This window comes from Kribbella sp. CA-245084, from assembly GCF_050942355.1.
Lineage (GTDB): Bacteria > Actinomycetota > Actinomycetes > Propionibacteriales > Kribbellaceae > Kribbella.
In genome coordinates this window covers 7,057,520-7,082,213 of sequence record NZ_CP192053.1, presented here as the reverse complement: position 1 = coordinate 7,082,213, position 24,694 = coordinate 7,057,520, and the positions used below count along the sequence as shown (strand labels likewise).

Here is a 24,694-nt window from a genome sequence, read left to right as displayed (position 1 = left end):
TCAGTCTGAAGTGCTGTCACTGTACGTCCAGAGTGAGGAGAACTTCGCGGTCAGGGCGATCACGGCGATGATGATGATGAACAGCACCCACACCTGCGCGGACGCGTACCCGAGCTGCGGGATCCGGCCCAGGGTGGGGAAGCCGTTGTTGTAGATCGAGAGCATCAGCACGTTGGTGCTGAACCCCGGTCCACCGCCGGTCAGGATCTTCGGCTGGTTGAACGTCTGCAGTGCGGCGGTGGTCTGCAGGATCACCTGCAGCAGGATGATCGGGCTGATCATCGGCATCGTGATCCGGAAGAACACCGACCACGGCCCGGCGCCGTCGACCCGGGCCGCTTCGTACAGCTCGGTCGGCACCGACTGGAGCGCGGCCAGGAAGATGATCATCGTCCCGCCGACGCCCCACAGCATCACCAGCACGACCGAGGGCATCGACATGTTCGGGCTCTGCAACCACAGGCCGGTCGGCAGCCCGATCCGGTCGAGGAGCGTGTTCAGCAGCCCGACCTGCGGGTCGAGCATGAACTTCCACAGCGTGATCGTCGCGACCGCGGGCAGCACGACCGGCAGATAGGCCAGCGTCCGGACCACCCGCACGCCCGCGAACCGCTGGTTGCAGAACATCGCCAGCGCCAGCCCGATGACCAACGACAGCGGGACATACAGGACCACCAGGTACCCGGTTGCCCGCAGCGCAGGCCAGAACGCCGGGTCGGTCGTGAACATCCGGCGGAAGTTGCCCAGGCCAACGAAGATCGGATCGGTCAGCCCGTTGTACTTCGTCAGCGCGAGGTAGAACGACCGGACCAGCGGGTACCCCACGAAGACGAGGAACCCGATCATCGCCGGTGCGATGAACAGGTACGCCGCCTTCACATCGGACCCGGCGTTGCGGCTCATGCCGGCCCGGGAGGATCGCCGTCGGCCCGGAGTCCCAAGAGAAGAACGATTCATCCGACCTCCTGGACGGTAACGTTTCCAACGTTTTACTGTGGGGTGACGATGCCGTGTCGCGAAAAGGAAGTCAACCCCGTGTCCGAAACGTTTCCAACCAAGCCGGAAGTCTCCCGGCCGACGATGATCGACGTCGCCCGACGGGCCGGTGTCGGGCTCGGCACGGTGTCGCGTGTGGTGAACGGCGGCCACGGTGTCAGGGACGAGACCGCGCAGCGGGTCCGGGCCGCGATCGACGAGCTCGGGTTCCAGCGCAACGAGGTCGCGCGGGCGCTCCGGCCCGGGAAGAAGTCGACCAGTCTGGCCCTGGTGCTGGGTGACCTGACCAACCCGTTCTACGCGACGATCGCGAAGTCGTCGCTGGAGATCGCGGGGCAGTCCGGGTTCGCCGTCGTACTGGGAAGTGTCGACGAGGATCCGGAGGGCGAGAAGCGGGCCATCCAAGAACTCGTCAGCAGGCAGGTCGCGGGCCTGATGATCGTGCCGGACCAGGGCGATCACGCGTTTCTGGAAGGCGCCGGGGTGCCGGTGGTGTTTGTCGACCGCCCGGCGACCGGTATCGACGCGGACATCGTGATGGTCGACAACGAGGGCGGCGGGCGGCTCGCGACCGAGCACCTGCTGGCGCAAGGGCATGAGCGGATCGCGATCCTCCTCGCCCCGTCGTACTACACGATCGGCCGCCGTCTGCGCGGGTTCCGGCGGGCGCACCGGGCCGCTGGGATCGACGTCGACGAGTCGCTGGTCATCCAGCTGCCCGAGGGCAACGCGGAGGCTGCCGAGAAGGCGACCCGCGAGGTGATGCTGCGACCGGACCCGCCAACCGCGATCTTCGCCTCGACGAACTTCCTCACCGAGGGTGTACTGCGTGCGCTCGGCGAGCTCGGCAACCAACTCAAGAGCGAGCCGGCCGTGGTCGGGTTCGACGACTTCCGGCTGGCCGACATGCTGCCGACGCCGGTCACGGTCGTTGCCTCGGACATCGCCGAGCTCGGTCGCAGCGCGGCGCGGTTGTTGCTCGATCGCGCGTCCGGCGCCGACACCCGTCCGCCGCAGCGGATCGTGCTGCCGTGCGGGCTGATCGAGCGCGGGTCCGGCGAACGCCCACCGGATTCTGCTGCCAAGAGAAAGGCTCGATGAGCCGCGGACCGCTCGCTAGGGTCGGCACGTGTACTACGAGTCTTTCGGTGCCGGCCGCCCGATCTTCTTCCTGCCCAGCTGGGGCGGCGATGCCGGTGAAGGTCGCGACGTCCACGAGCCGGTCTTCGCGGACCGAGCGGGCTGGCGACGGATCTACGTCGACCCGCCCGGCACCGGGAAGTCGCCGGCGGTTCCGTCGATCACCGACCAGGACGGGATGCTCGACGCGATCGCCGCACTGGTCGACGACCTGTCCGGCGGCGAGCCGTTCGCGTTGGCCGGTACGTCGGCCGGCGGGCTGCACGCCCGCGGCATCGTGCGCCGCGACCCGGCCCGCATTCTCGGATTGTTGCTGAGGGCCCCGGGCATCGTCGTCGATCGCGCCCGGCGTACGGTCCCGACCGACGAGTACCTCGCCCCCGGGGCACCCGCTCGGCAACGCCAGCACGAGTACTACGACGCAGCAGAGGCCGCTGCGGACCTGCCGTTCCTGCGGCATATCCAGCGCGAGGTCTCGACCTATTCGCTGCGTGAGGATCCCGCGGCCCGCTTCGAACGTCCGACGCTGATCGTGACCGGTCGTCAGGACACCACCGCCGGGTACGCCGACGCGTGGGCGATCCTCGAGGACTATCCGCGCGCGACGTTCGCCGTACTGGACCAGGAGGATCACCTGCTGCCTGGGCCCGGACTGGCGGCGTACCGCGCGTTGGTGTCGGACTGGCTGGACAGGGTCGAGCACCCGGACGCGTGAGGGGCGGAACGCGCGTCCGGGTGCTCGCGATCAGAAGTTGGGCCAGGCCCAACCGAGATAGCTGTTGAAGTAGGGCAGTGCGCGGGTGCCGATCGCGCCGCTGACGCTGGTGGCCCAGAAGGTGCCGTCTCCCTTGGCGACTCCGACGTGGCCGTACGGCGCGGCGAGGTCCCAGAACACCAGGGCGCCCTTCGGCGGGTTCAGGTCACCGCGATGGGCGACCCCGCGGGCCACGGCGTCGTTCCAGTCGGCCTTGGCGGAGGCCCAGATCGCGGTCTTGCCGTACGAGTTCTCGGCGGCCATCTCGCAGTACCCCTGGTAGGCGGTCGAGCCGCTGCGGGCGGCGTACCAGGCGATCGCGGCGTCGGCGCGCGGGTTGCTGGTGCAGAGCGGGGCGATCAGCCCGGTGCTGCCGGTGTTGACGTAGGAGTCGGTGATGAAGCCTTTGCCGGGGATGTGGTCCCAGACCAGGCTGCGGCCGTACTTGCCGGTGACGGGCTCGCCGTAGATCTGGCAGTCGATCTCGACCGGTCCGTTCGGCTGGGTCCCGACCGAGCCGAAGGTGGTCGCGTTGCCGGATCGGATGGCGACGCCTTGGCCGCTGTCGGTGACCACGGTCCCGGTGGCGGCGTTGGCCGTCAGCGTGCCGGTGCCGAGGGCGGCGGTGGTGGCCAGCACGGTGGTGAGGGTGATGCGCAGGAGGGCGGTACGCATGATGTTGGTCCTTTTCGCTGGGCGACTGGCGAAGTGACACTGATTTACAGAGAATCAAAGGGTTACCGTGTTGTCGCAGTGGGCAACGACCGTTAGCAGGACCGGGGAGTCCGCCGTGAGGCCAGCACAGGCTCGCTTTGTGATCGGATCCCGGATGCGCGAGCTCCGGGAAGCGGTCGGTATGCCCTTGAGTCGCGCCGCCGCGGAGTCCGGCTGGGACAAGGGGCACCTGTCCCGGGTCGAGCGCGGCCACACCAAACCCAGCCGCGAGCTCACCGAGTGGTACGACGTCTCGTTCGGCGCCGGCCAGTCCCTCGTGAACCAGTTGATGGAGCTCGACGCCGCCGTACGCGCCGGCCGCGACGTCTCCCAACGGGACATGCGTCGGCACGTCCAACCCGTGCTGCTCGGTGGATCCGTACCCATCGACCATCACCCCGACGACCGCGCCGAGCTGGCGGGGGAGACGGTCCCGGACGGCACACGAGTCTGTCGCGATCAGTCCTTCGAGAAGACCTGGGAGATCCGCAACAGCGGCGAGCGCCCGTGGCAGGACCGCTGGCTCACCCGCCAAGGCGCCGCCGGCGCACCAGGCTGGCTCCGCTCGCCCTCCCGCTCGCGAGTCCCCGATGCCGCACCGGGGGAGACCGTCATCGTTACGATGCACCTCCAAGCCCCGGCGCAGGTCGGCGCGTCAACGGCGTACTTCAAAATCACCGACGAGGCCGGCCGCCTGTACTACCCCGGCCTCGAGTCCCCACCCATCTACTGCACAATCTTCACCGTCTACGAGCTCTGACCCCAGCGGGGGTCGACACAGGAAATGGTGGGTCGGAACAGGTAATAGCTTGTGTCAACCCACCGCAGGGTGGGTCGACCTGCTGCTCACAAAGCGCCGCGAAGTCGCGCACCTGTGATGCGAGGCCGGTCGAGATCGCCCCAGCTCGTCCGGAGAACCCGGTAGCCCCGGGCGCGCAGGCGATCCTCACGCTGCTTCTCCGCGAGTACGACGGCCGCAGGCGCGTCGCCGTACTTCTCCGCGCCGTCGAACTCGACAATCACCTTGCCGAGCAGGAGGAAGTCCACCCGCCCGATGAGTCTGCCGTCGTCATCGCGGATCTCCACCTGGAGAGTCGGTGCCGGCAGCTGCTCGTCGGCCATCAGCACCCGCAACCGCGACTCACCGACCGACTCGCTGAGCCCGTCAGCGAACCGTGCCGCTGCACGAGCCGCCGGCGAACCCGGCCTGCACGCATGCCGATCCGCCTGCGCCACGAGCTGTGCGGGAGTCGCCAGTCCCTGATGAAGCGCAGCGTCCCCCAGTACGACGCCAACCTCGTACGACGAGACGCAGGCGGTCTCGGTAATCGCACGAGCAGGCGTGACAACCCGCAGCCCGTCGACCTCGACGATCTCGTCCATGCCGATCTGAGTTCGGTGTACGGCGGCCAAGGAGTCCGAGCGAGGTCGACCCTCTATGCGGGTCACGTGGACCTTGCTCAGATCCAGCCCCCAGGTCGGAAGCCCGTGCAGCACGGCGGCCGACTGATGACTCACCACCACGTCTGGAGACAGCCGTCCCAGCGCCGCCCTGATCATCAGCAGGTGCAGACGCCTGCTCCGTTCCCAGGGGGTCTCGTCGACGGGCCAGGCGGCGGGCTCGACGTACGCGTCCCGGGTCAACCGTCGCCATTGACCGGAACGCAGTCGCACCCGGATCTGGCTGTCTGCGTAGCCGGCTGCCAACGCGTCGGCCCGGCTGAACCATCCCCCTCGGACATCGGTCTGCATTCTCAACTTCGGATTCATACCGGCAACGTGCCGCCGTACCACCTCCGGCCAGCCGTCGAATCCCGACCTGGGGATAACTGGTCGACACAACAGCTGGGGCCCTGGCACAGGAAATAACCTGTGTCGGGGCCCCAGTTCCTGTGTCAACCCCGCTCCGATTAGGTGGCGAGCTCGGCGTCGATCTCTGCGTCCAGGTCGGCTTTGCGTTTGATCCAGCGTTCGCTGAGGCCTTTGACTTCTTCGCTGATGAAGTCGATGAAGCCCAGGGAGATGCGGATGCGGCGGTGGGCGTCGGTGCCGTCGCCGGAGGCGTCGAGGACCTTGCGGAGGGACTCCGACCAGCGCAGCAGCGACGCGTCCTCGCTCATCATCGTCTGGTACCAGGCGTCGTCCTGAACGACGTACACGTCGCGGCGGGTGCCGGGCTCGCGTTCGCGGGTGGCCAGGCGCAGCTGCAGCAGGTAGTTGACCGCACCGGAGACCGCGGCGGGACTGGCCTGCAGTTGGTCGGACAGCTCGGCGGCGGTCATCCGGCCGGACACGCTGGACAGGATCGCGGCGAAGACCCGGGCCGCCATTCGCGGCCAGCCTGTCTCGGCGAGCAGGTTGCCGAACTGCTCGGTGTACCGCTTGACGGCGTCGTCGTCTCGATCTGCACTCACCGCCCCATCATCCCCTCTGAGCTGTCAGGAAGCTGTTAGCAAGATTCACAATCTTCTGAACGCAGTGTACGTTATGAATCATGACATCAGCCATCGTGGTCTCTGGACTACACAAGTCGTACGGAAGTACGCACGCGCTCGATGGTCTCGATCTGGAGGTCGCGACCGGCGAGGTGCACGGATTCCTCGGCCCGAACGGCGCCGGGAAGTCCACCACCATCCGCGTCCTGCTCGGCCTGTTGCGGGGTGACGCCGGCGATGTCTCGCTGCTCGGTGGCGACCCCTGGCACGACGCCGCCACGCTGCACCGGCGGCTCGCCTATGTCCCCGGTGACGTCAACCTCTGGCCGAATCTGACCGGCGGTGAGGTGATCGACCTGCTCGGCCGGCTCCGCGGCGGGCTGGACGAGAAGAAGCGCGACGACCTGCTGCGCCGGTTCGACCTCGACCCGACCAAGAAGGGCCGGACGTACTCGAAGGGCAACCGGCAGAAGGTTGCGCTGGTCGCCGCCCTCGCGTCGAACGTCGAGCTGCTGATCCTGGACGAGCCGACCTCCGGCCTGGACCCGCTGATGGAGGAGGTGTTCCGGCAGGTCATCGAGGAGGACAAGCGCGAGGACCGCACCGTGCTGCTGTCCAGCCACATCTTGTCCGAGGTCGAGGCTCTGTGCGACCGGATCAGCATCATCCGCCGTGGCAAGGTGGTCGAGACCGGCACCCTGTCCGACCTCCGCCATCTCACGCGTACGTCGATCCACGCCGAGCTGGCCGGATCGCCGAACGGGCTCGCGCAACTGCCCGGCGTCCACGATCTGGATGTCGAGGGCAACCGTGTCCGGTGCGAGGTCGACACCGCCCAGCTCGATGCAGTGATGCGGCAGTTGTCCGCCAGCGGCATCAAGAGCCTGGTCGCGCAGCCGCCGACTTTGGAAGAGCTGTTCCTGCGCCACTACGAGGACGACGCCCCGGCTGAGTCTGAGGCGGCCGTGCGATGAACGACTTCGTCGGTACCGGGACACTGGTGCGGCTCGCGCTGCGCCGTGACCGGCTGCTGATCCCGATCTGGATCGTCGTGTTCGTGATCTCGGCGGCCGGGTCGGCCAAGGCGTCGATCGACCTGTACTCCGACCAGAACGCGCTGGTCGAGGCCGCGCGTACGTCGAACGCGTCGCCGGCGCTGGTGTCGCTGTACGGGCGGATCTTCGACGAGTCCTCGCTCGGGGAGGTCTCGCTGTTCAAGCTCACGGCCTTTGGCGCGCTCCTGGTCGGGTTGCTCGCCGGCATGCTCGTCGTACGTCACACCCGGTCCGAAGAGGAGAACGGCCGGCTGGAGCTGCTGAGCGCCGGAGTGCTCGGGCGGTACGCCGCTTTGACCGCAGCGCTGATCGTCTCCGCGGTGACTGTCATCGTGCTCGGTCTGGTCACCGCACTCGCTTTGATGGGGAGCGGGCTGGACACAAGGGGCTCGTTCGCGTTCGGGCTCATGTGGGCCGGCGCCGGGCTGGCGTTCGCCGGTGTGGGCGCAGTGACCGCGCAGGTCACCGAGAGCGCTCGGGCCGCCAACGGACTGACTGCGGTCGTCCTCGGCGTCGCGTACGTACTGCGGGCGATCGGTGACTCGTCGGGGGATGGCAGTACCCAGTGGGTGTCGTGGCTGTCGCCGATCGGATGGTCGCAGCAGGTCCGTGCGTACGCCGGTGACCGGATCGTCGTACTGCTGATCCCGCTGGTGTTCCTGGTCGTGCTGATCGCTGCTGCAACCGCACTGATTCGGCGGCGCGACCTCGGCGCCGGACTGGTTCCACCACGTCCCGGTCCGCCGCGGGCAGCCGCGTCGCTGCGCTCGCCGCTTGCACTGGCCTGGCGGCTGCACCGAGGCTCGTTCTACGCCTGGGGGTTCGCGTTCCTGCTGCTGGGCCTGCTGGTCGGCAATATCGCCAGCAACGTCGACGGGTTCGTCACAAGCGATAGCGCCAAGGAGATGGTGCAGAAGCTCGGCGGCGTGGAGGGCATCACCGACGCGTTCCTGGCGACGGAGATGGGCGTGATGGGTTTGCTCGCGTCGGCGTTCGGCATCCAGGCAGCGCTCCGGCTCCGCTCCGAGGAGACCGCGCTGCGCGCCGAGCCGCTGCTGGCGACCGGCGTCACCCGGGCGCGCTGGCTCGGTAGCCACGTGCTGATGGCACTGCTGGGGACCGGCGCACTGATCCTGGTCGCCGGACTCGGCTCGGGGATCTCGAGTGGGGCGTCGCTCGGCAACATGGGTCGTCAGGTCCCGCGGATGCTCGGCGCGGCCGCCGTACAACTGCCGGCGATCTGGCTGGTGACCGCGCTGGTCGTCATCCTGTTCGGCTTCGCGCCGAAGCTCGTCACCGGCGGCTGGGTCCTGTACGGCGTGTTCCTGCTGATCGGCCAGTTCGGCGAGATCTTCAACCTGCCGCAATGGATGATCAACCTCAGCCCGTACGGCCACACCCCGCGCCTGCCCGGCGGCGACTTCTCCGTCACCCCGGTCCTCTGGCTGACCGCGATCGCCGCCGCTCTGACCCTGGCCGGCTTCGCCACCTTCCGCCGCCGAGACATCGGCTGATAGACCGCGCTGGTCTGAGGGGTCCAGCGCACCACGGCCCGCCCGGCACCGCACCGGGCGGGCCGTCTTGTCTACGATCGCTGGGTGTTGAGTGAGCGACTGGCCGAGTTCTGGACCGAGCGGCATCTGTGCGTGCTGAGTACCGTCCGCGCTGACGGGACCGTGCACGCGACGCCCGTCGGGGCGACGCTGGACGTCGAGGCGGGGCTCGTGCGGGTCATCTGCTCGGGTACGTCGTACAAGGCGCGCGCGATCCGGCGGTTGGGGGAGGCTGCCGTCGCGGTGACGCAGGTGGACGGCCGGCGCTGGAGCACGCTCGAGGGGCGGGCTGTCGTGAGCGACGACCCGGAGCGTGTGCGTGATGCCGAGCGCCGCTACGCCAAGCGCTACAAGGAACCGCGAGTGAACCCGCAACGCGTGGTCATCGAGATCACGATCACCAAGGTCCTCGGCAATGCCTGACCCGATCACGGTCGTAGGCATCGGTGCCGACGGCTGGCCCGGTTTGTCCCCCGCAGCCCGCGCCGCCGTCGAGTCAGCCGACGTCGTCATGGGCAGCACCCGCCAACTGGCCCTCGTGCCGACAGGCTTGCGTGTCGCGTGGCCTTCGCCCCTGTCCGAGGCGCTTCCCGGGTTGCTTTCGCAGTACGCCGGCCAGCGGATCTGCGTGCTGGCAAGCGGCGATCCGACCTTCCACGGCATCGGTACGACGCTGGTGCGGATGCTCGGCGCGGACGCCGTACGAGTGATTCCGCATCCGTCGAGCGTCTCGCTGGCTTGTGCGCGACTCGGTTGGCCGCAGGATCAGGTGCAGGTGGTGAGCCTGGTCAACCAACCGGTCGAGCGTCTCCACCCGCACCTCCAGCCCGGTCGACTGCTGCTCATCCTCAGCCGAGGCGCCCAGACTCCGGCCGAGGTCGCCCAGCTGTTGGTTGCCCGCGGCTACGGCTCCAGCGAGTTCACCGTCCTCGAACAGCTCGGAGGACCAACCGAGCGGGTACGACGATCACGCGCCGCCGACTGGTCCGAGGACGTCGACGCCCTCAACGTGATCGCCATCGCATGCGAGGGTCCTGTCCTCTCCACCGCACCCGGTCTGCCCGACGACGCGTATGAGAACGACGGTCAGCTCACCAAGCGCGAAGTACGGGCGGTCACCCTGTCGCGACTCGCCCCCGTACCCGGGCAACTGCTGTGGGACGTCGGCGGCGGCGCCGGCAGTATCGCGATCGAATGGTCCCGTCATCACCCGTCCTGCCGAGCGATCGCCGTCGAACGCAACGGTGATCGGGCCAAGCGATTGGAACGCAACGCCGCCGCGCTCGGCGCGTCAGTCACCGTCGTCGAAGGTGCGGCGCCGGCAGCGCTCGACGGTCTCGAGGCGCCGGACGCGATCTTCATCGGCGGGGGAGCGACCGCGGCCGGCATGTTCGACGCCTGCTGGGGCGCACTCAAACCCGGCGGCCGCCTGGTAACGAACGGCGTGACGCTCGAAACCGAGTCCCTTATCGCCGACTGGTACAAATCCCACGGCGGCGACCTGGTCCGCCTCTCGGTGCAACGCGCCTCCGCGGTAGGCACCATGACCGGCTGGCGTCCAGCCATGCCAGTCACGATCTGGAGCGTGGTGAAGTGACCGTTCACTTCATCGGGGCCGGCCCAGGTGCTGCCGATCTCATCACCGTGCGCGGGCGCGACCTGATCGCGGCGTCGCCGGTCTGCTTGTACGCCGGGGCGCTCGTCCCCGTCGAACTCCTGGACCACTGCCCACCCGGCGCCCGCAAGATCGACACCGCGAACCTGATCCTCGACGAGATCATCGCCGAGCTCGCCACCGCGCACGCCGCCGGCCAAGACGTCGCCCGCCTGCACTCCGGCGACCCTTCCGTCTTCAGCGCAATGGCCGAACAGATGCGCCGCCTCGACACCCTCGACATCCCGTACGACGTGACGCCCGGCGTACCCGCCTATGCCGCCGCGGCGGCAACCCTCGCCCGCGAACTGACCGTCCCCGAAGCCGGCCAAACCGTCATCCTGACCCGCATCGGCGGCAGCGCGAGCGCAATGCCCGCAGGCGAAGACCTTCCAACCCTCGGCGCGAGCCGGGCGACCCTCGTCCTCCATCTCGCCGTCCAACAGATCGACCGCGTAGTCGACGAACTGGTGCCGAACTACGGTCCCGACTGCCCGGTCGCCGTCGTGGCCCGTGCCTCCCGCGACGACGAGCTGATCCTCCGCGGAACCCTCGCCGACATCGCGGACCAGGTGAAGTCCGCGGACATCCGTCGTACCGCTGTCATCATCGTCGGAAAGGTGCTCTCGGCAACGACCTTCCGCGACAGCCACCTCTACTCGGCTGACCGGACGCGATGAAGGTCCTGCTCCTCGGCGGGACCGGTGAGGCGCGGACGCTTGCCGAGCTTCTGACCGCCGAGGGGATCGCTGTCGTCTCGTCGCTGGCCGGACGGACGACTGACGCACGGCTGCCTGTCGGCGAGGTTCGGACGGGTGGATTCGGCGGCGCGGAAGGGCTTGCGGACTGGCTTCGCGATCATCCGGTCGACGCGGTGATCGACGCTACCCATCCCTTCGCCGCGACGATGACTGCGCATGCAGCCGCCGCGAGCCGCGAGACCGGCCTACCTCTCCTTGTCCTCCGCCGCCCCGGCTGGACCCCTGGCCCGCACGACAACTGGCACTGGGCGGACTCCCCATCCGCAGCCGCCAACCTGCTACCAACCTTCGGCTCCCGAGCCTTCCTCACGATCGGACGGCAAGGCCTTGACGCCTTCGCGACCACCGGGCTCTGCACGCTCGCTCGCTGCGTCGACGCGCCCGAACCCCGGCCGACGTGGTGCACGCTGATCCTCGCCCGCGGCCCGTTCGCTGTCGACGACGAGCTGGCCCTGCTCCGCGAACACCGCATCGATGTCGTGGTCACCAAAGACAGTGGCGGCCCGGCCACCTCGGCCAAGCTCGACGCTGCCCGTCAGCTCCACCTCCCGGTCGTCGTGATCCGCCGGCCACCGCTTCCTGAAGGTCTGGAGACTGTCGAGTCCGTCGACCAGGCACTTCAGTGGGCGGTGCGTGCCAGCCACTGACATCCGCCCGTCGACGACCCAGTCCCCGGCCACTTCGCGAGCGCCGGTGGCGGCTCGATAGATTGGCGCCATGGGGATTCAGATCGCGCCTAGCATCCTGGCCGCCGATTTTGCCCGGCTGGCTGACGAGGCTGCTGCGGTGTCCAATGCGGACTGGCTGCATGTCGACGTGATGGACAACCACTTCGTGCCGAATCTGACTCTCGGGATGCCCGTGGTCGAGTCGCTGGCGAAGTCGACCGACATGCCGCTCGACTGTCACCTGATGATCGAGGACCCGGACCGCTGGGCGCCTGGGTACGTCGAGGCGGGCGCTTCGAGCGTCACGTTCCACATCGAGGCCTGCCGGGCGCCGATCCGGACCGCGCGGGAGATCCGGGCCAAGGGTGCGCGGGCCGCGATGGCGCTCCGGCCCGCAACGCCGATCGAGCCGTACGAGGACCTGCTGCCCGAGCTCGACATGGTCCTGATCATGACCGTCGAGCCCGGCTTCGGCGGCCAGAAGTTCCTCGACATCTGCGTGCCCAAGATTCGCCGTACCCGCCAGCTGCTGGACAAGCACGGCCTCGACCTGTGGATCGAGATCGACGGCGGTGTCGCGGCCGACACGATCGAGCAGTGCGCCGAGGCCGGCGCCGATGTGTTCGTAGCCGGCTCGGCCGTCTACGCCGCGGACGACCCCAACGCCATGGTCGAGAACCTACGCACCCTCGCTGAGCAGTCCACCGGCCGGTAGCTCCGGCTCGACCTGCGCCGTCGACTCCGCCTCTGGGTGCTGTTCCGGCGGCACTCTGAGCAGCAACACCATCGACGCGCCGGCGAGTACGGCGGCCAGCAGCCACACGTACCGCACGCCGAATCCCTCGATCACCGCACCCGACACCGCGGCACCGATCGCAGCGCCACCCATCGCCGCGCTGCCCATCCAGCCGAACACCTCGGTCCGCGCCACATCCGGCGTCAACGCACCGAGCCGCTCGTACAGCGCGCCGATCGCCGGCGCCAATGTCAGCCCCGACAACAGCAACGCGATCCCCAACGAGACCGACGACCAGGTCGCGAACACGCACAACAGCATCCCGGCCGCCACCAGCGCAGCTCGCCGCCACAGGTACGACGTACACCGAGCAGGCAATGCGCCCGCGACAGCGCCGCCGACCAGGCTGCCGAACGCCCAGACGGCCTCGAAGATCCCGGCGAGCAGCCGCTGACCGTGCTCGTCCGCAAACGCGACGATCCCCAGCGAGATCCCGTTGAACGACGTCACCCACAGCCCGAACGCAAGAATCAGCGGCAACCGGTGCCGATGCCAAAGCAACTGTCGCGCGGTCACCTTGGACTGGTGATCGTGCGGGACCGGCTTGGGTTGTCGAAGCGCATACCACCAGATGAAGACCGCTGACATCGCCGCCGCGAGGAGTACGCCGAGTCGTGGACTGGCCACGCTGACGGCAGTTGCCCCAAGCATCGGCCCGACCATGAACAGCAACTCCTGCGCCGTCGCATCCACGGAGTACGCCGTCCGCAGCGCCGGGCCCTGCACCACACGAGGCCAGGCTGCGCGCAACGTCTGCATCACCGGAGGCACCAGCGCACCCGCGACCACCGCCAACGCAGGCAGCAACCGATGCAGCCCGGCCGGCAGCAACGCGATCGCGAGCAGCGCCACACTCCACGCGATCCCGGTCACCAGCAATACGCCCCGAGGGCCGCGCCGATCCGCAGCTCGCGACCAGACCGGCCCAGCAATGGCCATACCGATCGAATACGCACCAGCCACCACACCCGCCCAGCGGAACGAACCACTCGCGTCCTTCGCGAGGAACGCGATCGGCACCATCGTCGCGAGCACCGGCAGCCGCGCGAGCAGCGAAGCCACCAGCAGCGACATCACGCCGTGTGTTCGCCACAACTCTCGGTACCCGGCCAACTCCATACCCGCATTCTTGCGGCCTCCACCGACAGTTTCCATGTGGCCATTACGATGAGCCGGTGAGCGAGCACAAACCGGTCGAGAGTTGGCTGACGGACATGGACGGCGTGCTGGTGCACGAGGAGCGCGCGATCCCCGGAGCCGGCGACTTCATCGCCGCACTGGAGGCGTCCGGCAAGAAGTTCCTCGTCCTCACCAACAACTCGATCTTCACGCCGCGCGACCTCCGCGCCCGCCTGCTTGCCGCGGGCATCGACATCCCGGAGGCGGCGATCTGGACCAGCGCGCTCGCCACCGCCCAGTTCCTGGACGACCAGCGTCCGGGCGGAACGGCGTACGTGATCGGTGAGGCGGGTCTGACGACCGCGCTGCACGAGATCGGGTACGTGCTGACCGAGCGCGACCCCGACTACGTCGTCCTCGGCGAGACCCGGACGTACTCGTTCGAGGCGATCACCAAGGCGATCCGGCTGATCTCCGCCGGCGCGCGGTTCCTCGCGACCAACCCGGACCCGACCGGCCCGTCGCAGGAGGGTCCGCTGCCCGCGACGGGCTCGGTGGCCGCGCTGATCACGCGGGCGACCGGTGTCGCGCCGTACTTCGTCGGCAAGCCGAACCCGCTGATGATGCGCAGCGCGCTGAACCGGATCGAGGCGCACTCCGAAACCACTGTCATGATCGGCGACAGAATGGACACGGACATCATCAGCGGCCTCGAGGCGGGTCTCCGCAGCGTGCTCGTGCTGTCCGGTTCGACCGGCGAGCACGAGGTCGAGCGGTTCCCGTACCGCCCGACCCGCATCGTCGAGTCGATCGCCGACGTCGTACCGCTGGTGAGCGCCCTCTCCTAGCAGGTGAGAGTGCGGAAGCCGTACCCCTGCGCCTTGAGCGATTTGAGGATGGCCGGCAGCGCGGCGACGGTCTGACTGCGGTTGCCGCCGCCGTCATGCATCAGGATCACCGAGCCGCTGTGCACGTTCTTCATCACCCGCTGGACGATGGCCGTCGTGCCCGGCTTGGTCCAGTCGCGCGAGTCGACGGTCCACACGACGAGGTCCTTGCCCAGCGCCTTCGCCCGTTGCCGGACGGCTGCGTTCACCCCGCCGTACGGCGGTCGCAGGCAGCCCGGCGTACTTCCGATCTGTGCGCGGATCGCCTGGTCCGTCGACATGACCTGCTGCCGGAATGCGGTCGCGCTGAGTTTGCGCAGGTCAGCGTGTGTCCAGGTGTGGTTCTCGACGCTGTGGCCGGCGTCGTGGATGCGCTTGGTCAGCTCGGGATGCTTCTGGACGTTCCGGCCGACCTCGAAGAACGTCGCCTTCGCGTCGTACTTCGCCAGGATCTCGAGCACCTTCGGGGTGTACTCGACATCGGGGCCGTCGTCGAACGTCAGCACGACGTACTTGGTAGGTAGCGGAGTCTTGGTGGGCGCGGCCGCTGCCGGGGCCGCGGTGGGCGGTTCGGGCGTGGCTGGTTTGGCGGGTGACTTCGCGGCCGCGACCACGACCGAGCCGATCACCGCGCTCACCAGCAACATCATCGCCAGACCGATCATCCGGTTCCCGGCGCGGGTCAAGCGAACATCCATGCGTCCCCCAGGGCGGTGGGTGGCTCACTCCTCCCGTCCACCCTGGGCAGGATCCCGCGGAAAGCCAGCGGCCACGCCGCTGCTGTGTCAACGAGTAACGAATACCGGACGCCTGTTAGTGACACCACAACGGATAGAAGAGGTAGCCCCGGGCCTTGAGTGCCTTCAGGATCTTCGGGAGCGCAGCGACGGTCTGGCTGCGATTGCCACCGCCGTCGTGCATCAGGACCACGGAGCCGCTCCGTACCTTCGCCAGTACGCGACGCACGATCACCGACGTACCCGGACGGCTCCAATCGGCCGGGTCGACGGTCCACAGCGTGAGCTTCTTGCCGAGCATCGCGGCTCGTTTCGCGACCACCCGGTTCGTCGCGCCGTACGGCGGCCGCAGGCACCGCGGGGTGTAACCGGTCTGTGCCCGGAGGTAACGGTCGGTGGTGCGGACCTGGTATTTGAACGTGGCCCAATTGACCTTGGTGAGGTTCGGGTGCGACAGGGAGTGGTTCTGCACGCTGTGACCGAGTCGATCGACCCGCCGGGTGATCGCCGGGTACCGCTTGACGTTCTGGCCGACCTCGAAGAACGTCGCCCGCACGTGGTAGGCCTGAAGGATCTTCAGGATCTGCGCGGTGTAGCGCGCGCTCGGTCCGTCGTCGAAGGTCAGGTAGACCCACTTCGGCTTCGCTGCCTGCTTCGCTGACAGCCTCGTCGTCGCGGCTGGTGTGGCCGCGGCTGCGGCGGGTGGTGGCTCGGTGCTCACCGCCAGGCCCAGCATCGCTGTCAGCCCGACGGTGAGCGCCGCCGAGATCATCAACCGAAGATCTCTCACCATAACCATCCCCCAGCCATGGTCGGCCCGGCTGTCGGGCCAATCTCTATAGTGGCCCTCGGCAACCATTTACGCCAGAGGCGGTTTACAGCACCTGTGACAGGAACTGCCGTAGCCGCGGCGAATCCGCGTCCGTGAACACCTGCTCCGGTACGCCGGACTCGACCACCACGCCGTGATCCATGAAGGCGACCTGGTCCGCGACCTCGCGCGCGAACCCCATCTCGTGTGTGACCACGGCCATCGTCATGCCCGCCTGCGCGAGGTCTGCCATCAGCGCGAGCACGCCCTTGACCAGCTCGGGATCGAGCGCGGACGTCGCCTCGTCGAACAGCATCACCTCGGGCTTCATCGCCAGCGCTCGCGCGATCGCGACCCGCTGCTGCTGTCCGCCGGACAGGTTCCCGGGGCGCGCTCCGGCCTTCGCTTTCAGGCCGACCAGCTCAAGCTGCTCCCGGGCGGCTTCCTGCGCTGCGTCGGTGTCGAGCTTCTTGATCTTGCGGAGCGGGAGCGTGATGTTGTCGAGCACGGTCTTGTGCGGGAACAGGTTGAAGTGCTGGAACACCATCCCGATCCGACGGCGCAGTACGTCGGGGTCACCGTGCAGCACCGACTCGCCGCCGAGCCTCACGTCGCCCGCATCCGGCTCGAGCAGCCGGTTGATCGCCCGCAGCAACGTCGACTTCCCGGAGCCCGACGGCCCGATCACGCACGCGGTGTGGCCGGCCGGTACGGCGAGGTTCACGCCGCGGAGGACCTTGTTGGTCCCGAACGCGAGCTCGACGCCCTCGACCTGCAGGCTCGCGGCCTCAATGGTTTGCATGCGCGAGCTCCTCCAGCTTCACAGCTTCGGTCTCGGTCTGGCGCCCCTCGCGCAGCCGCTTGTCGAAGTGGTTCACCAAGTGGGTGAGCGGGACGGTGATGATCAGGTAGAAGATGCCCGCGAGTAGCAGCGGTGACAGGTTGCCGTTGGTCGCGGCAGCGTCCTGACCGATCCGGAACAGCTCGCGCTGACTGGCCAGCAGGCCGAGGAAGTAGACCAGGCTGGACTCCTTCACCAGCGCGATGAACTGGTTCACCAGCGCCGGCAACACCCGTCGTACACCCTGCGGGATGACGACCAGCCGCATCCCGCTGGTGTAGCTGAACCCGAGGGCGCGGGCGGCCTCGAGCTGGCCCTTCTCCACGCTCTGGATGCCGGAGCGGAAGATCTCGCCGATGTATGCGGCGGCGATCAGCGACAGGGCGAGGATGCCGAGCGGGTACGGGTTCGGGCCCCACCAGTGGCGGGTGATGGGGGACAGGCCCTGACCGATCAGCAGGATGGTCAGGATGGCGGGCAGGCCGCGGAAGATGTCGGTGTAGATCTTCGCCGGCCAGCGCAGCCACGGCTTGGTGGACAGGGCGAGGACCGCCACGATCATGCCGAGCACAGTGCCCAGCACGACCGAGGCGGCCGCCAGGATGAGGGTGTTGACCAGCCCTACCTTGAGCATCTCGGGCAGGACCGCCTTCATCGACTCCCAGTCGAGGAAGGTGTCACTGAGCGTGGACCAGATGTCCATGCTCAGCCCTTGGGTGCGGTGAACTTCACAGACCCGCTGCCAGGCTTGAAGTTCGCCGGTACGGCGCGACCGGGGTAGTACTGCTCGACCAGCTTGGTCCAGGTGCCGTCGGCGATGACCTCGTCGAGTGCCTTGTCGACCGCGTCCCGGAGCTTGTCGTTGCTCTTGGCCACGGCGAACGCCATCGGTGCGTCACTCAGCTCTTTGGCAGCCAGGATGACCGTGCCGCCACCTTGCTCCTTGGCCATCTTCTCGCCGATCTCGGCGGGAGAGACCCACGCATCCGCCGTACCGGCCTTCAGCTGGCCGAGCGCGGCGTTGTAGTTCGGCACGCGGACCGGGTTGAGATTCTTCCCGGTCGCGTAATCGTCCTGCACGGTGCCTTGGACCACGACCACCCGCTTGCCCTGGAGCTGGTCGAAGGACGTGATACCCGAGTTCTTCGTGGTGTTGAGCCCGAGGTAGCCGAAGTCGTATCCGTTGCTGAAGGCAACCGTCTTCTTGCGTGCCTCGGTGACCGTGATCGACGAGCTACCGAGATCGAACTGACCGCCGTTCACCTGCGAGAGCAAAGCGGAGAAGTCCGTTCCGACGAACTCCGGCTTCAGGTTCAGCTTGGCGGCGACCGCGGTGATCAGGTCGTTGTCGAACCCGGTGAACTTGCCGTCCTTCACGTACACGTTCGGCGGCGCGTCGGTCAGCGTCCCGATCCGCAACGTGCCGGCCTTCATCAGCCCGAGATCAGGACCGGCCGCAGCATCCTTCTGATCGCTGCCGCAGGCAACCATCGACACTGCGAGCGTGACCGCTCCCGCCACCGCAACAACCCGCCGAAAAGCGCCGAACGCGCGCACAAGCCTCTCCTCACAACGTCAACGAACGCAGGACGATCCGCCCCGCCGACGCAAGCCAACACCAGACCTGCTGGCGGAATTCCTTGCTGACAAAGGATGAGACGGACCCGAACGTCTACACGGCTCGTGCTATCTAGAGCTGTGTTGCTTGCTCAGCCGTGATGTTGCTCATAGTGGGCCAGGGCGTCCGCGGTCCGGCCGGTGCCGTAGGCCAGAAGTAACTCGGCCAGTGCCGGCGACTCTGTTCTGATGGTGACGGCAGCTCGCTGGAGCTCGTCGGTCGATACGACCTCGCGCAGCAGATCCTGGATCGCTCTCACGATGGTCCGGGCCGGGACGGCGCCGTCGTTGGGTGGCATTGCGGCCGCCGTGGGCCAGGCAGATTGCATGCCGGACGCAACATTCGCCCCGGTGGCACCTGGCGGCTGAGCTCCGAGCCCCGGCGGTGTGGCGTACGGCGCTGTGCCACCTTGGACCGGCAAGTGCGTAGTCGGGCCGGAGGTGGTGAGCGCGCCGTTCGACGCCCGGATCCGGTCGACGGCATCCGGAATCTCGTGCTCCTGGATCTCGCTGGTGATCACCAGGTCGGCGAGCTCAGACGCGGCGCGCAGTCGTGACATCACCGTCGGGTTGCCGATCTTCACCCGCTGCGCGCTCACCAGCTGGGACAGCATCGGCGCCGACAGCCCGATCACCTGCGCGAGCCCGCCCTGAGTCAGTCCGAGCGGAGCCAGGACGCGTCGTACAGTCTCTCCGAGCGGCTCGCCGTACAGGTCGATCTGCTGCTGGATGTTGTGCGCTGTCTGGTCCATCGGTCTCCCCTTCCGCCGGTCATCGCATCGCGATTGCAAACATCTTCGCACTTGCGAACGCAGATTTCCAGTCGGATCCGGCTTGACATTTGCAATCGCAAACTGGAAATGTTTGCGGCAGCGAATCTCACTGGAGGAAACGATGACGACTCACCAGGGACACCGCCGCCGCCCCGCGGTGTGGGCGCTCCTCGCCATCACACTGACCGGCGTGCTGGCCGGGCTGACGACCGGTTCCGCCGTGGCCGACCCTGCTCCGTCCGGCGGCAAACTCGTTCTGGTGCTCGACTCGTCCGGCTCGATGAAGGAGCCGGCCGGCGACGGGCAGACGAAGATCGCCGCGGCCCGGACCGCTCTGACCCAGGTGGTGACCAAGCTCCCGACGGCCGCAGAGGTCGGCTTGCGGGTGTATGGCGCGACCGTGTTCAAGCGCACCCAGCCCGGTGCCTGCACCGACACCCAATTGACCGTCCCGATCGGCACGAACAACCGGCCCCAGTTGCAGGCCGCGATCGCGAAGTACAAGCCGTATGGCGAGACTCCGATCGGCTATGCGCTGCAGCAGGCGGCCAAAGATCTCGGCCCGGTCGGCCAGCGCACCATCGTGCTGGTCTCCGACGGCGAGGCCACCTGCGCGCCGGATCCCTGTGTGGTGGCGCAGTCGATCGCCAAGCAGGGCATCGATCTGAAGATCGACGTGGTCGGCTTCCGCGTCGCCGGGAAGGCGCGCACGCAGCTGCAATGCGTCGCTCGTGAGGGCCGCGGCGACTACTACGACGCCGACTCGACGATCGACCTCGAGGCCGGCCTGGATCGCCTGTCCACCCGAGCGTTCCGCCCGTTCCGCATCTCCGGTACGCCGGTCCAGGGCGGGCCGCAGCAGGAGGGCGCGCCGACTCTTGCCCCGGGCCACTACTCGGACACCTTCGGCAACGACCAGACCGCGAAGTACTACCTGCTCAAGCGGACGATGGCGAACTCGACCCTGCGCGCCGGCGTCAGCTTCCGCCGGCCTTCGGGCGGCAGCTTCGTGCTCAAGGCGGAGGTCTTTGTGAAGACCATCGGCGGCGAGAACTGCGGCTGGAGCTATCCGCTCGCCTTCGACGGAGATCAGGGCATCGCGACCGGTGCCGCCTCAAGCTGGACCGGTGACTACCCCAAGGGCTGCTCCACCGACGACCAGTTGGTGCTGACGGTCTCCGCCGGTGACGCCTTCCGCGAGATGAAGGGCGTTCCGTACGAGCTGCGCGTGGACGAGGAGCCGCCGGTCGAGTCGACCACGCAGTTGCCGCCCGAAGCCGATGACCCGATCTGGACTCCGATGCCGGGTGTTACTCCGACGGCGATCGTTCCCGGCTCGAGCTTCGCCGATGCGCCGCTCATCACCCCGGGCAGCTTCAAGACGACGCTGATGCCCGGTGAGGTGCAGCTCTACCGGATCAAGGCCGACTGGGGCCAGCGCATCCAGGCGCAGGCGACGGTGCCGAAGCTCGGGGCGGCGACCGCGAAGGCGATCGACGGGATCCGGTACCTCGACATGGGACTGATCTCGCCGCTCGGCGAGGACGTGATCGCCACGTTCGCCAAGCAGGTGCCGGGCAACGTCGGCCGGCGTGGGGTGCTGACCAAGGACGGTGTCGTCAAGGCCAACACGACCAAGGAGATCCGCTACCTCAACCGCGACGGCGCGAACACCATGGACAAGGGCACGGCGACGCCCGGTGAGTACTACATAGCGCTGTCTGTGACTCGCAAGGACGACGACAAGGCCTTCGCCATCCCGATGACGCTGACCGTCGCTCTGGAAGGGACGGCCGGGACGGGCAAGCCGACGTACGTCGACGGCGCGACTCCTGTGTCGGGCGACTCGATCACGCCGACGCCGACTGCGGAGCCCTCCGCCTCGGAGACGCCTGGTGATGGCAACAAGACCGAGGCTGGCGGTCCGATCCAGGGCAGCGCAGATTCAGGCGACGGCACTCCGGTCGGGCTGATCGCGGGTCTCGGCGGTGGGGGAGTGCTCCTGCTGCTGATCGGGGTGCTGGTCGTACTCCGTCTTCGCGCGAAGCCGGCCCCGGCGCAGGCGGCCGGGACTTGGCAGCACGGGCAGCACCAGTACCCGCCGCAGTACCCCAACCAGGGGAGCCCCCAGCAGTATCCGAACCAGGGTGGCCAGCCGCCGTACCCGAGCCAGGGTGAGCAGCCGCCGCACCGTTAGTCCGGCGCACGCTGCCCGGATCGCCGTTTGGTGGTCCGGGCGGCGTGCTTCGGGGGTGGGCGGTTGGGACGGTAGGTTCTGGCGGGTGGAGGCGTTTGCCGGGCGGTATCAGCTGATCGACCTCGTCGGGACCGGAGGCATGGGTTCGGTCTGGCGGGCGTGGGACCTGCGGCGGTCCGCGTACGTGGCGGCGAAGGTGCTGGGGCAGCATGATGCGGCAACGCTGCTGCGGTTCGTGCGAGAGCAGTCGCTGCGGATCGAGCATCCGCATGTGGTTGCGCCGCACGGATGGGCCGCGGACGACGACAAGGTCGTGTTCGCGATGGAGCTGGTTCGGGGCGGGTCGGTCGCGACGCTGCTCGGCGATCATGGTCCGCTGCCCGAGTCGTACGTCGCCGTGCTGGTGGATCAGTTGTTGCACGGGCTGTCGGCGGTGCATGCGGCGCGCGTCGTACATCGGGATGTGAAGCCAGCCAACCTGTTGCTCGACGCCACTGGTACCGGGCTGCCGCATCTGCGCCTGTCGGACTTCGGCGTCGCCGGCGTCCTCGACGAACCACGCATGACCCGCCACAGCACGATCCTCGGCACCCCCGGCTATCTCGCTCCCGAGCAGCTGGCCGGCGCCGACCCCGACCCGCGCCAGGACCTGTACGCCGTCGGCGCCGTAACAGCCGAACTCCTCACCGGCGAGCGCCCCACCACAGACGGCAAACTTCCCGCCGTCGACGGCCCCCTGGCCGAGTTCGTTCGCCACCTGACGTCAGAGAACCCATCCGACCGCCCCGAGTCCGCAGCCACCGCCGGCCGCCTCCTGGCAGCAACCGGCGCCGTACCACCCCCAGGAACCGAGCCATGGATCCAAGCCCCCGACGCCCCCGAGGTCTTCGACCAACTCCCACCCCTCCCCCCAAACTGGACCCCCACCGGCCCCCGCACCCACCAACCCCCGCCCAGCACCCCGAACTGGACATCGGCCGGCCCGCGCGCCCACCAACCGCCGCCAACACCCAGCACCCCGAACGCAGGATCCGCGCAAGCGGCCGCACTCGGCGCCGCCGCAACCCCTGAAGCCGCCACCGACAGACCGCGCCCGCGGGCACCGGCGAACGGCGAAGCGCCCACACCCCAACCCGCAACAGCCGGCTCACAGCCCCGCTCGCCCGGAGCTGCCGCCGCGACGCCACCTGAGCGCTCCTCCGCAGCTGCCGGCGCGCCTCGGCGCTCGGCTGGAGCGGCGGCAGCTGAGCGCTCTTCCGCAGGTGCCGGGACGTCTCCGACCTCGCACGCACCCGCCGGGGCGCCTCCGACCGCGCACGCAGTTGCCGCGACACCTTCGGCCTCGCATGCGGGTGCCGGGATGGCGTCGGCCTCGCCCGCAGCTGCCGGGTCACCGCCTCACTCGCCTGGAACGGCCGCAGCGGCGGCATCTGTGCGCTCTCCTGCAGCTGCCGGGGCGCCTTCGGCCTCGGATGCAGCTGGCGGGCTGCCTGCGAGTTCGTCTGCTGCTGGCGTGCCCGCTCGCGTGGGTGAGGTTGCCTCTGGTTCCTTGGATGGGGTTGTAGCTGCCGGTGCGTCGGCACGCGTGGGCGCGGCCGCGTTGGCTCGTGCGCCCGGGCGGTCGCGGGTTCTGCGGGTGGTTGCGGTTGGGTGTTTTGTGGGGGCGGTGGGGTTGTTGGGGAGTGCGGCTTGGTTGCTGTTCCGCTGAGAGGAAATTGACCGGACGGGCGGTGTCGGCCGTGAAATACTGACGGCGATGAGTTCGACTGTGGTCGCTGGGGCGAAGGATGACCGGTTGCGGCTCATGGTGGCTGCGCTCGCGATCACCACGACCGTCGGGTACGGCGTGCTCAGCTACGCGTTCAGCGCGTTGCTCGGACCGATGACTGCCGACCTGTCCATCTCCACCACCACGGCGGTCGGCGCATCGACCACCGCAGTACTGGTCAGCGCTCTGATGTCGATCCCGGTTGGTCGCCGGCTGGATCTGCGGGGTGGTCGCGGGCTGATGGCCAGCGGTTCGGTCCTGGCCGCGGTCGCCGTGTTTGGTTGGTCGCAGGTGCAGAACGTCGTCCAGCTGTACGCCGTGTTCGCGGTGATCGGCGTTGCCTGCGCGATGGTCCTCTACCCACCCGCGTTCGCCGTCGTGGTCGCCGTCGCCGCACCCGCCAAGCGGACCAACTCGATCCTGACGATCACGCTGGTCGGTGGATTGGCCAGCTCGATCTTCCTGCCGCTCACCGGGTACCTCGCCCACGCTCACGGCTGGCGTAACGCGCTGATGATCCTGGCGGGCGCCCTCGCCGTGATCACGTTCCCGCTCCACCTCGTCGCCGTCCACCCCGGCCCACCACGCCCGCTCGACGGCACCTCCGACAGCGCCTCCGACGGCGCCGCCGATGGGCCGGCCGACAGCGCTGCTGACAGCGCGGAGCCAGCTGCGGCGCCCGGTGCGGCGCCCGGCGTGGCGCCCGGCGTGGCGCCCGGCGTGGCGCCCGGCGTGGGGGCCGGCGCGGACCTCGGCGCCAAGCGGGCGGGGGCGCCTGGCAGGGTGCTTCGGGATCCTGGGTTTTGGGTGCTTGCGGGAGCGTTCGTCGTGCACAGTGCCGCGCTGGCCGTGATCTCCGTCCACCTGGTGCTCTACCTGATCAGCCTCGGGCACCCGCCGGCGCGGGCGGCTAGCCTCGCGGGCCTGCTCGGCCTGCTGTCGGTGACCGGCCGCCTGGTGACCAGCGTGTCTGCGCGGTGGTTGCCGATGGCGACGATCACCGCGCTGATCCTGTCCGTCCAGGCAGTCGCGATCGCTCTGCTGCCGGTCGTCGGGCGTCACGTCGCGGGAGCGATCGGGTGCCTCGTGCTGTTCGGGCTCGGGTTCGGGGTGTCGTCGGTCGCGACGCCGGCGATCCTGCTCGACCGGTACGGCGCGGCCGGGTTCGGCACGATCGCCGGGATGCTGGGTACGCCGACCTCGATCGCGAAGGCGCTCGGACCGCTCGGCGGTGCCGGGCTGGCCGACGCGTTCGGGTACCGGCCGCTCGTCCTCGCCGTCGCGGTGGCGTGCGCGGTGGCAGCCGGTGCCCTTGCCCTCACCCGGCGGATCGCGCCGAGCCGGCATCAGGAGCAGGAACGGACCAGGATGTGACCTGGGTCGTGGTGCGGGTTGCGGGGAGGGGCATACTTGAACCA

The 24,694-nt window shown here is 68.6% G+C and carries 25 protein-coding genes; 14 read left to right on the top strand and 11 right to left on the bottom strand.

The annotated features are described in order from the left end of the window. Positions 1–957 (bottom strand): carbohydrate ABC transporter permease, encoded by a 957-nt coding sequence (locus ACQPYH_RS33560; protein WP_432879668.1) that lies wholly within the window; start codon positions 955–957, stop codon positions 1–3. 78 nt (positions 958–1,035) lie between these two features. Between ACQPYH_RS33560 and ACQPYH_RS33555 the strand changes: the two genes are divergently transcribed. Next, positions 1,036–2,097 carry a LacI family DNA-binding transcriptional regulator gene (locus ACQPYH_RS33555; RefSeq protein WP_432879665.1) on the top strand — a complete coding sequence of 354 codons (1,062 nt, stop codon included), beginning with the start codon at positions 1,036–1,038 and terminating at the stop codon, positions 2,095–2,097. A gap of 28 nt (positions 2,098–2,125) precedes the next feature. After that, positions 2,126–2,851, top strand: coding sequence for an alpha/beta fold hydrolase (locus tag ACQPYH_RS33550; protein ID WP_432879663.1), 726 nt, complete (start codon positions 2,126–2,128; stop codon positions 2,849–2,851). A gap of 30 nt (positions 2,852–2,881) precedes the next feature. On the opposite strand, the gene ACQPYH_RS33545 is transcribed toward ACQPYH_RS33550, so the two are convergent. Then, positions 2,882–3,565, bottom strand: a complete 684-nt coding sequence (locus ACQPYH_RS33545; RefSeq protein WP_432879660.1) for a CHAP domain-containing protein — start codon at positions 3,563–3,565, stop codon at positions 2,882–2,884. A gap of 139 nt (positions 3,566–3,704) precedes the next feature. Here ACQPYH_RS33545 and ACQPYH_RS33540 point away from each other — a divergent pair, with 139 nt between their 5' ends. Next, complete coding sequence (locus tag ACQPYH_RS33540) at positions 3,705–4,364, top strand: NBR1-Ig-like domain-containing protein (protein ID WP_432879658.1); 660 nt, start codon at positions 3,705–3,707, stop codon at positions 4,362–4,364. Positions 4,365–4,450: 86 nt separating this feature from the next. Here ACQPYH_RS33540 and ACQPYH_RS33535 read toward each other — a convergent pair whose 3' ends face one another. Beyond that, the gene (locus tag ACQPYH_RS33535; RefSeq protein ID WP_432879655.1) at positions 4,451–5,374 is read right to left on the bottom strand and encodes a type IV toxin-antitoxin system AbiEi family antitoxin domain-containing protein; all 924 of its coding nucleotides are present in this window, start codon (positions 5,372–5,374) and stop codon (positions 4,451–4,453) included. A gap of 140 nt (positions 5,375–5,514) precedes the next feature. Next, complete coding sequence (locus ACQPYH_RS33530) at positions 5,515–6,018, bottom strand: GbsR/MarR family transcriptional regulator (protein ID WP_432879652.1); 504 nt, start codon at positions 6,016–6,018, stop codon at positions 5,515–5,517. Positions 6,019–6,098: 80 nt separating this feature from the next. On the opposite strand from ACQPYH_RS33530, the gene ACQPYH_RS33525 reads away from it, so the two are divergent. The 7 genes from ACQPYH_RS33525 to rpe all read left to right on the top strand — a co-directional run bounded on the left by ACQPYH_RS33525 (position 6,099) and on the right by rpe (position 12,445). Then, positions 6,099–7,013 (top strand): ABC transporter ATP-binding protein, encoded by a 915-nt coding sequence (locus ACQPYH_RS33525; protein WP_432879650.1) that lies wholly within the window; start codon positions 6,099–6,101, stop codon positions 7,011–7,013. Further along, positions 7,010–8,608, top strand: a complete 1,599-nt coding sequence (locus tag ACQPYH_RS33520; RefSeq protein WP_432879648.1) for an ABC transporter permease — start codon at positions 7,010–7,012, stop codon at positions 8,606–8,608. Before ACQPYH_RS33525 ends, ACQPYH_RS33520 begins: the two co-directional genes overlap by 4 nt. A gap of 84 nt (positions 8,609–8,692) precedes the next feature. Continuing rightward, a complete protein-coding gene (locus ACQPYH_RS33515; protein WP_432879645.1) occupies positions 8,693–9,070 on the top strand; it encodes a pyridoxamine 5'-phosphate oxidase family protein in 378 nt (125 codons plus the stop codon). After that, entirely contained in the window at positions 9,063–10,244 is a 1,182-nt protein-coding gene (gene cbiE, locus ACQPYH_RS33510; protein ID WP_432879643.1) for a precorrin-6y C5,15-methyltransferase (decarboxylating) subunit CbiE, read from the top strand. The genes ACQPYH_RS33515 and cbiE overlap by 8 nt, the downstream gene beginning before the upstream one ends. After that, on the top strand, positions 10,241–10,981 hold the full coding sequence (gene cobM, locus ACQPYH_RS33505) for a precorrin-4 C(11)-methyltransferase (RefSeq protein ID WP_432879641.1): 741 nt from the start codon (positions 10,241–10,243) through the stop codon (positions 10,979–10,981). Before cbiE ends, cobM begins: the two co-directional genes overlap by 4 nt. Next, positions 10,978–11,709, top strand: a complete 732-nt coding sequence (locus tag ACQPYH_RS33500) for a cobalt-precorrin-6A reductase (protein WP_432879639.1) — start codon at positions 10,978–10,980, stop codon at positions 11,707–11,709. The genes cobM and ACQPYH_RS33500 overlap by 4 nt, the downstream gene beginning before the upstream one ends. A 70-nt stretch (positions 11,710–11,779) precedes the next feature. Then, positions 11,780–12,445, top strand: coding sequence for a ribulose-phosphate 3-epimerase (rpe, locus tag ACQPYH_RS33495; protein ID WP_432879637.1), 666 nt, complete (start codon positions 11,780–11,782; stop codon positions 12,443–12,445). On the opposite strand, the gene ACQPYH_RS33490 is transcribed toward rpe, so the two are convergent. Next, entirely contained in the window at positions 12,410–13,645 is a 1,236-nt protein-coding gene (locus tag ACQPYH_RS33490) for an MFS transporter (RefSeq protein ID WP_432879635.1), read from the bottom strand. The two genes, rpe and ACQPYH_RS33490, sit on opposite strands and share 36 nt — an antisense overlap. Positions 13,646–13,740: 95 nt before the next feature. Between ACQPYH_RS33490 and ACQPYH_RS33485 the strand changes: the two genes are divergently transcribed. Next, the gene (locus ACQPYH_RS33485) at positions 13,741–14,493 is read left to right on the top strand and encodes an HAD-IIA family hydrolase (RefSeq protein ID WP_432894547.1); all 753 of its coding nucleotides are present in this window, start codon (positions 13,741–13,743) and stop codon (positions 14,491–14,493) included. Here the strand turns inward: ACQPYH_RS33485 and ACQPYH_RS33480 are convergent. The 6 genes from ACQPYH_RS33480 to ACQPYH_RS33455 all read right to left on the bottom strand — a co-directional run bounded on the left by ACQPYH_RS33480 (position 14,490) and on the right by ACQPYH_RS33455 (position 19,290). After that, a complete protein-coding gene (locus ACQPYH_RS33480) occupies positions 14,490–15,230 on the bottom strand; it encodes a polysaccharide deacetylase family protein (RefSeq protein ID WP_432879633.1) in 741 nt (246 codons plus the stop codon). The genes ACQPYH_RS33485 and ACQPYH_RS33480 overlap by 4 nt on opposite strands. A gap of 115 nt (positions 15,231–15,345) precedes the next feature. Continuing rightward, positions 15,346–16,059: a polysaccharide deacetylase family protein gene (locus ACQPYH_RS33475; RefSeq protein WP_432879631.1), complete on the bottom strand. Its 714-nt coding sequence runs from the start codon at positions 16,057–16,059 to the stop codon at positions 15,346–15,348. An 85-nt stretch (positions 16,060–16,144) separates the two neighbouring features. Beyond that, entirely contained in the window at positions 16,145–16,882 is a 738-nt protein-coding gene (locus ACQPYH_RS33470; protein ID WP_432879628.1) for an amino acid ABC transporter ATP-binding protein, read from the bottom strand. Further along, on the bottom strand, positions 16,869–17,624 hold the full coding sequence (locus tag ACQPYH_RS33465; RefSeq protein ID WP_432879626.1) for an amino acid ABC transporter permease: 756 nt from the start codon (positions 17,622–17,624) through the stop codon (positions 16,869–16,871). The genes ACQPYH_RS33470 and ACQPYH_RS33465 overlap by 14 nt, the downstream gene beginning before the upstream one ends. 2 nt (positions 17,625–17,626) lie before the next feature. Further along, the gene (locus tag ACQPYH_RS33460; protein WP_432879624.1) at positions 17,627–18,478 is read right to left on the bottom strand and encodes a substrate-binding periplasmic protein; all 852 of its coding nucleotides are present in this window, start codon (positions 18,476–18,478) and stop codon (positions 17,627–17,629) included. 152 nt (positions 18,479–18,630) lie between these two features. Then, the gene (locus tag ACQPYH_RS33455; protein ID WP_432879622.1) at positions 18,631–19,290 is read right to left on the bottom strand and encodes a DNA-binding protein; all 660 of its coding nucleotides are present in this window, start codon (positions 19,288–19,290) and stop codon (positions 18,631–18,633) included. A gap of 142 nt (positions 19,291–19,432) precedes the next feature. Here ACQPYH_RS33455 and ACQPYH_RS33450 point away from each other — a divergent pair, with 142 nt between their 5' ends. The 3 genes from ACQPYH_RS33450 to ACQPYH_RS33440 all read left to right on the top strand — a co-directional run bounded on the left by ACQPYH_RS33450 (position 19,433) and on the right by ACQPYH_RS33440 (position 24,650). Next, entirely contained in the window at positions 19,433–21,508 is a 2,076-nt protein-coding gene (locus ACQPYH_RS33450; RefSeq protein ID WP_432879620.1) for a vWA domain-containing protein, read from the top strand. An 85-nt stretch (positions 21,509–21,593) separates the two neighbouring features. Further along, positions 21,594–23,216 (top strand): protein kinase domain-containing protein, encoded by a 1,623-nt coding sequence (locus ACQPYH_RS33445; RefSeq protein WP_432879617.1) that lies wholly within the window; start codon positions 21,594–21,596, stop codon positions 23,214–23,216. A 48-nt stretch (positions 23,217–23,264) separates the two neighbouring features. Further along, positions 23,265–24,650, top strand: coding sequence for an MFS transporter (locus ACQPYH_RS33440; protein ID WP_432879615.1), 1,386 nt, complete (start codon positions 23,265–23,267; stop codon positions 24,648–24,650). The last annotated feature ends 44 nt before the right edge of the window (positions 24,651–24,694 follow it).

Coding starts and splice junctions, on each gene's coding strand:
- ACQPYH_RS33490 (WP_432879635.1), bottom strand. CDS start 13,645: ATGGAGTTGGCCGGGTACCGAGAGTTGTGGCGAACACACGGCGTGATG.
- ACQPYH_RS33440 (WP_432879615.1), top strand. CDS start 23,265: ATGAGTTCGACTGTGGTCGCTGGGGCGAAGGATGACCGGTTGCGGCTC.
- cbiE (WP_432879643.1), top strand. CDS start 9,063: ATGCCTGACCCGATCACGGTCGTAGGCATCGGTGCCGACGGCTGGCCC.
- ACQPYH_RS33520 (WP_432879648.1), top strand. CDS start 7,010: ATGAACGACTTCGTCGGTACCGGGACACTGGTGCGGCTCGCGCTGCGC.
- rpe (WP_432879637.1), top strand. CDS start 11,780: ATGGGGATTCAGATCGCGCCTAGCATCCTGGCCGCCGATTTTGCCCGG.
- ACQPYH_RS33480 (WP_432879633.1), bottom strand. CDS start 15,230: ATGGATGTTCGCTTGACCCGCGCCGGGAACCGGATGATCGGTCTGGCG.
- ACQPYH_RS33535 (WP_432879655.1), bottom strand. CDS start 5,374: ATGAATCCGAAGTTGAGAATGCAGACCGATGTCCGAGGGGGATGGTTC.
- ACQPYH_RS33465 (WP_432879626.1), bottom strand. CDS start 17,624: ATGGACATCTGGTCCACGCTCAGTGACACCTTCCTCGACTGGGAGTCG.
- ACQPYH_RS33560 (WP_432879668.1), bottom strand. CDS start 957: ATGAATCGTTCTTCTCTTGGGACTCCGGGCCGACGGCGATCCTCCCGG.
- ACQPYH_RS33455 (WP_432879622.1), bottom strand. CDS start 19,290: ATGGACCAGACAGCGCACAACATCCAGCAGCAGATCGACCTGTACGGC.
- ACQPYH_RS33450 (WP_432879620.1), top strand. CDS start 19,433: ATGACGACTCACCAGGGACACCGCCGCCGCCCCGCGGTGTGGGCGCTC.
- ACQPYH_RS33500 (WP_432879639.1), top strand. CDS start 10,978: ATGAAGGTCCTGCTCCTCGGCGGGACCGGTGAGGCGCGGACGCTTGCC.
- ACQPYH_RS33545 (WP_432879660.1), bottom strand. CDS start 3,565: ATGCGTACCGCCCTCCTGCGCATCACCCTCACCACCGTGCTGGCCACC.
- ACQPYH_RS33525 (WP_432879650.1), top strand. CDS start 6,099: ATGACATCAGCCATCGTGGTCTCTGGACTACACAAGTCGTACGGAAGT.
- ACQPYH_RS33485 (WP_432894547.1), top strand. CDS start 13,741: ATGGACGGCGTGCTGGTGCACGAGGAGCGCGCGATCCCCGGAGCCGGC.
- ACQPYH_RS33470 (WP_432879628.1), bottom strand. CDS start 16,882: ATGCAAACCATTGAGGCCGCGAGCCTGCAGGTCGAGGGCGTCGAGCTC.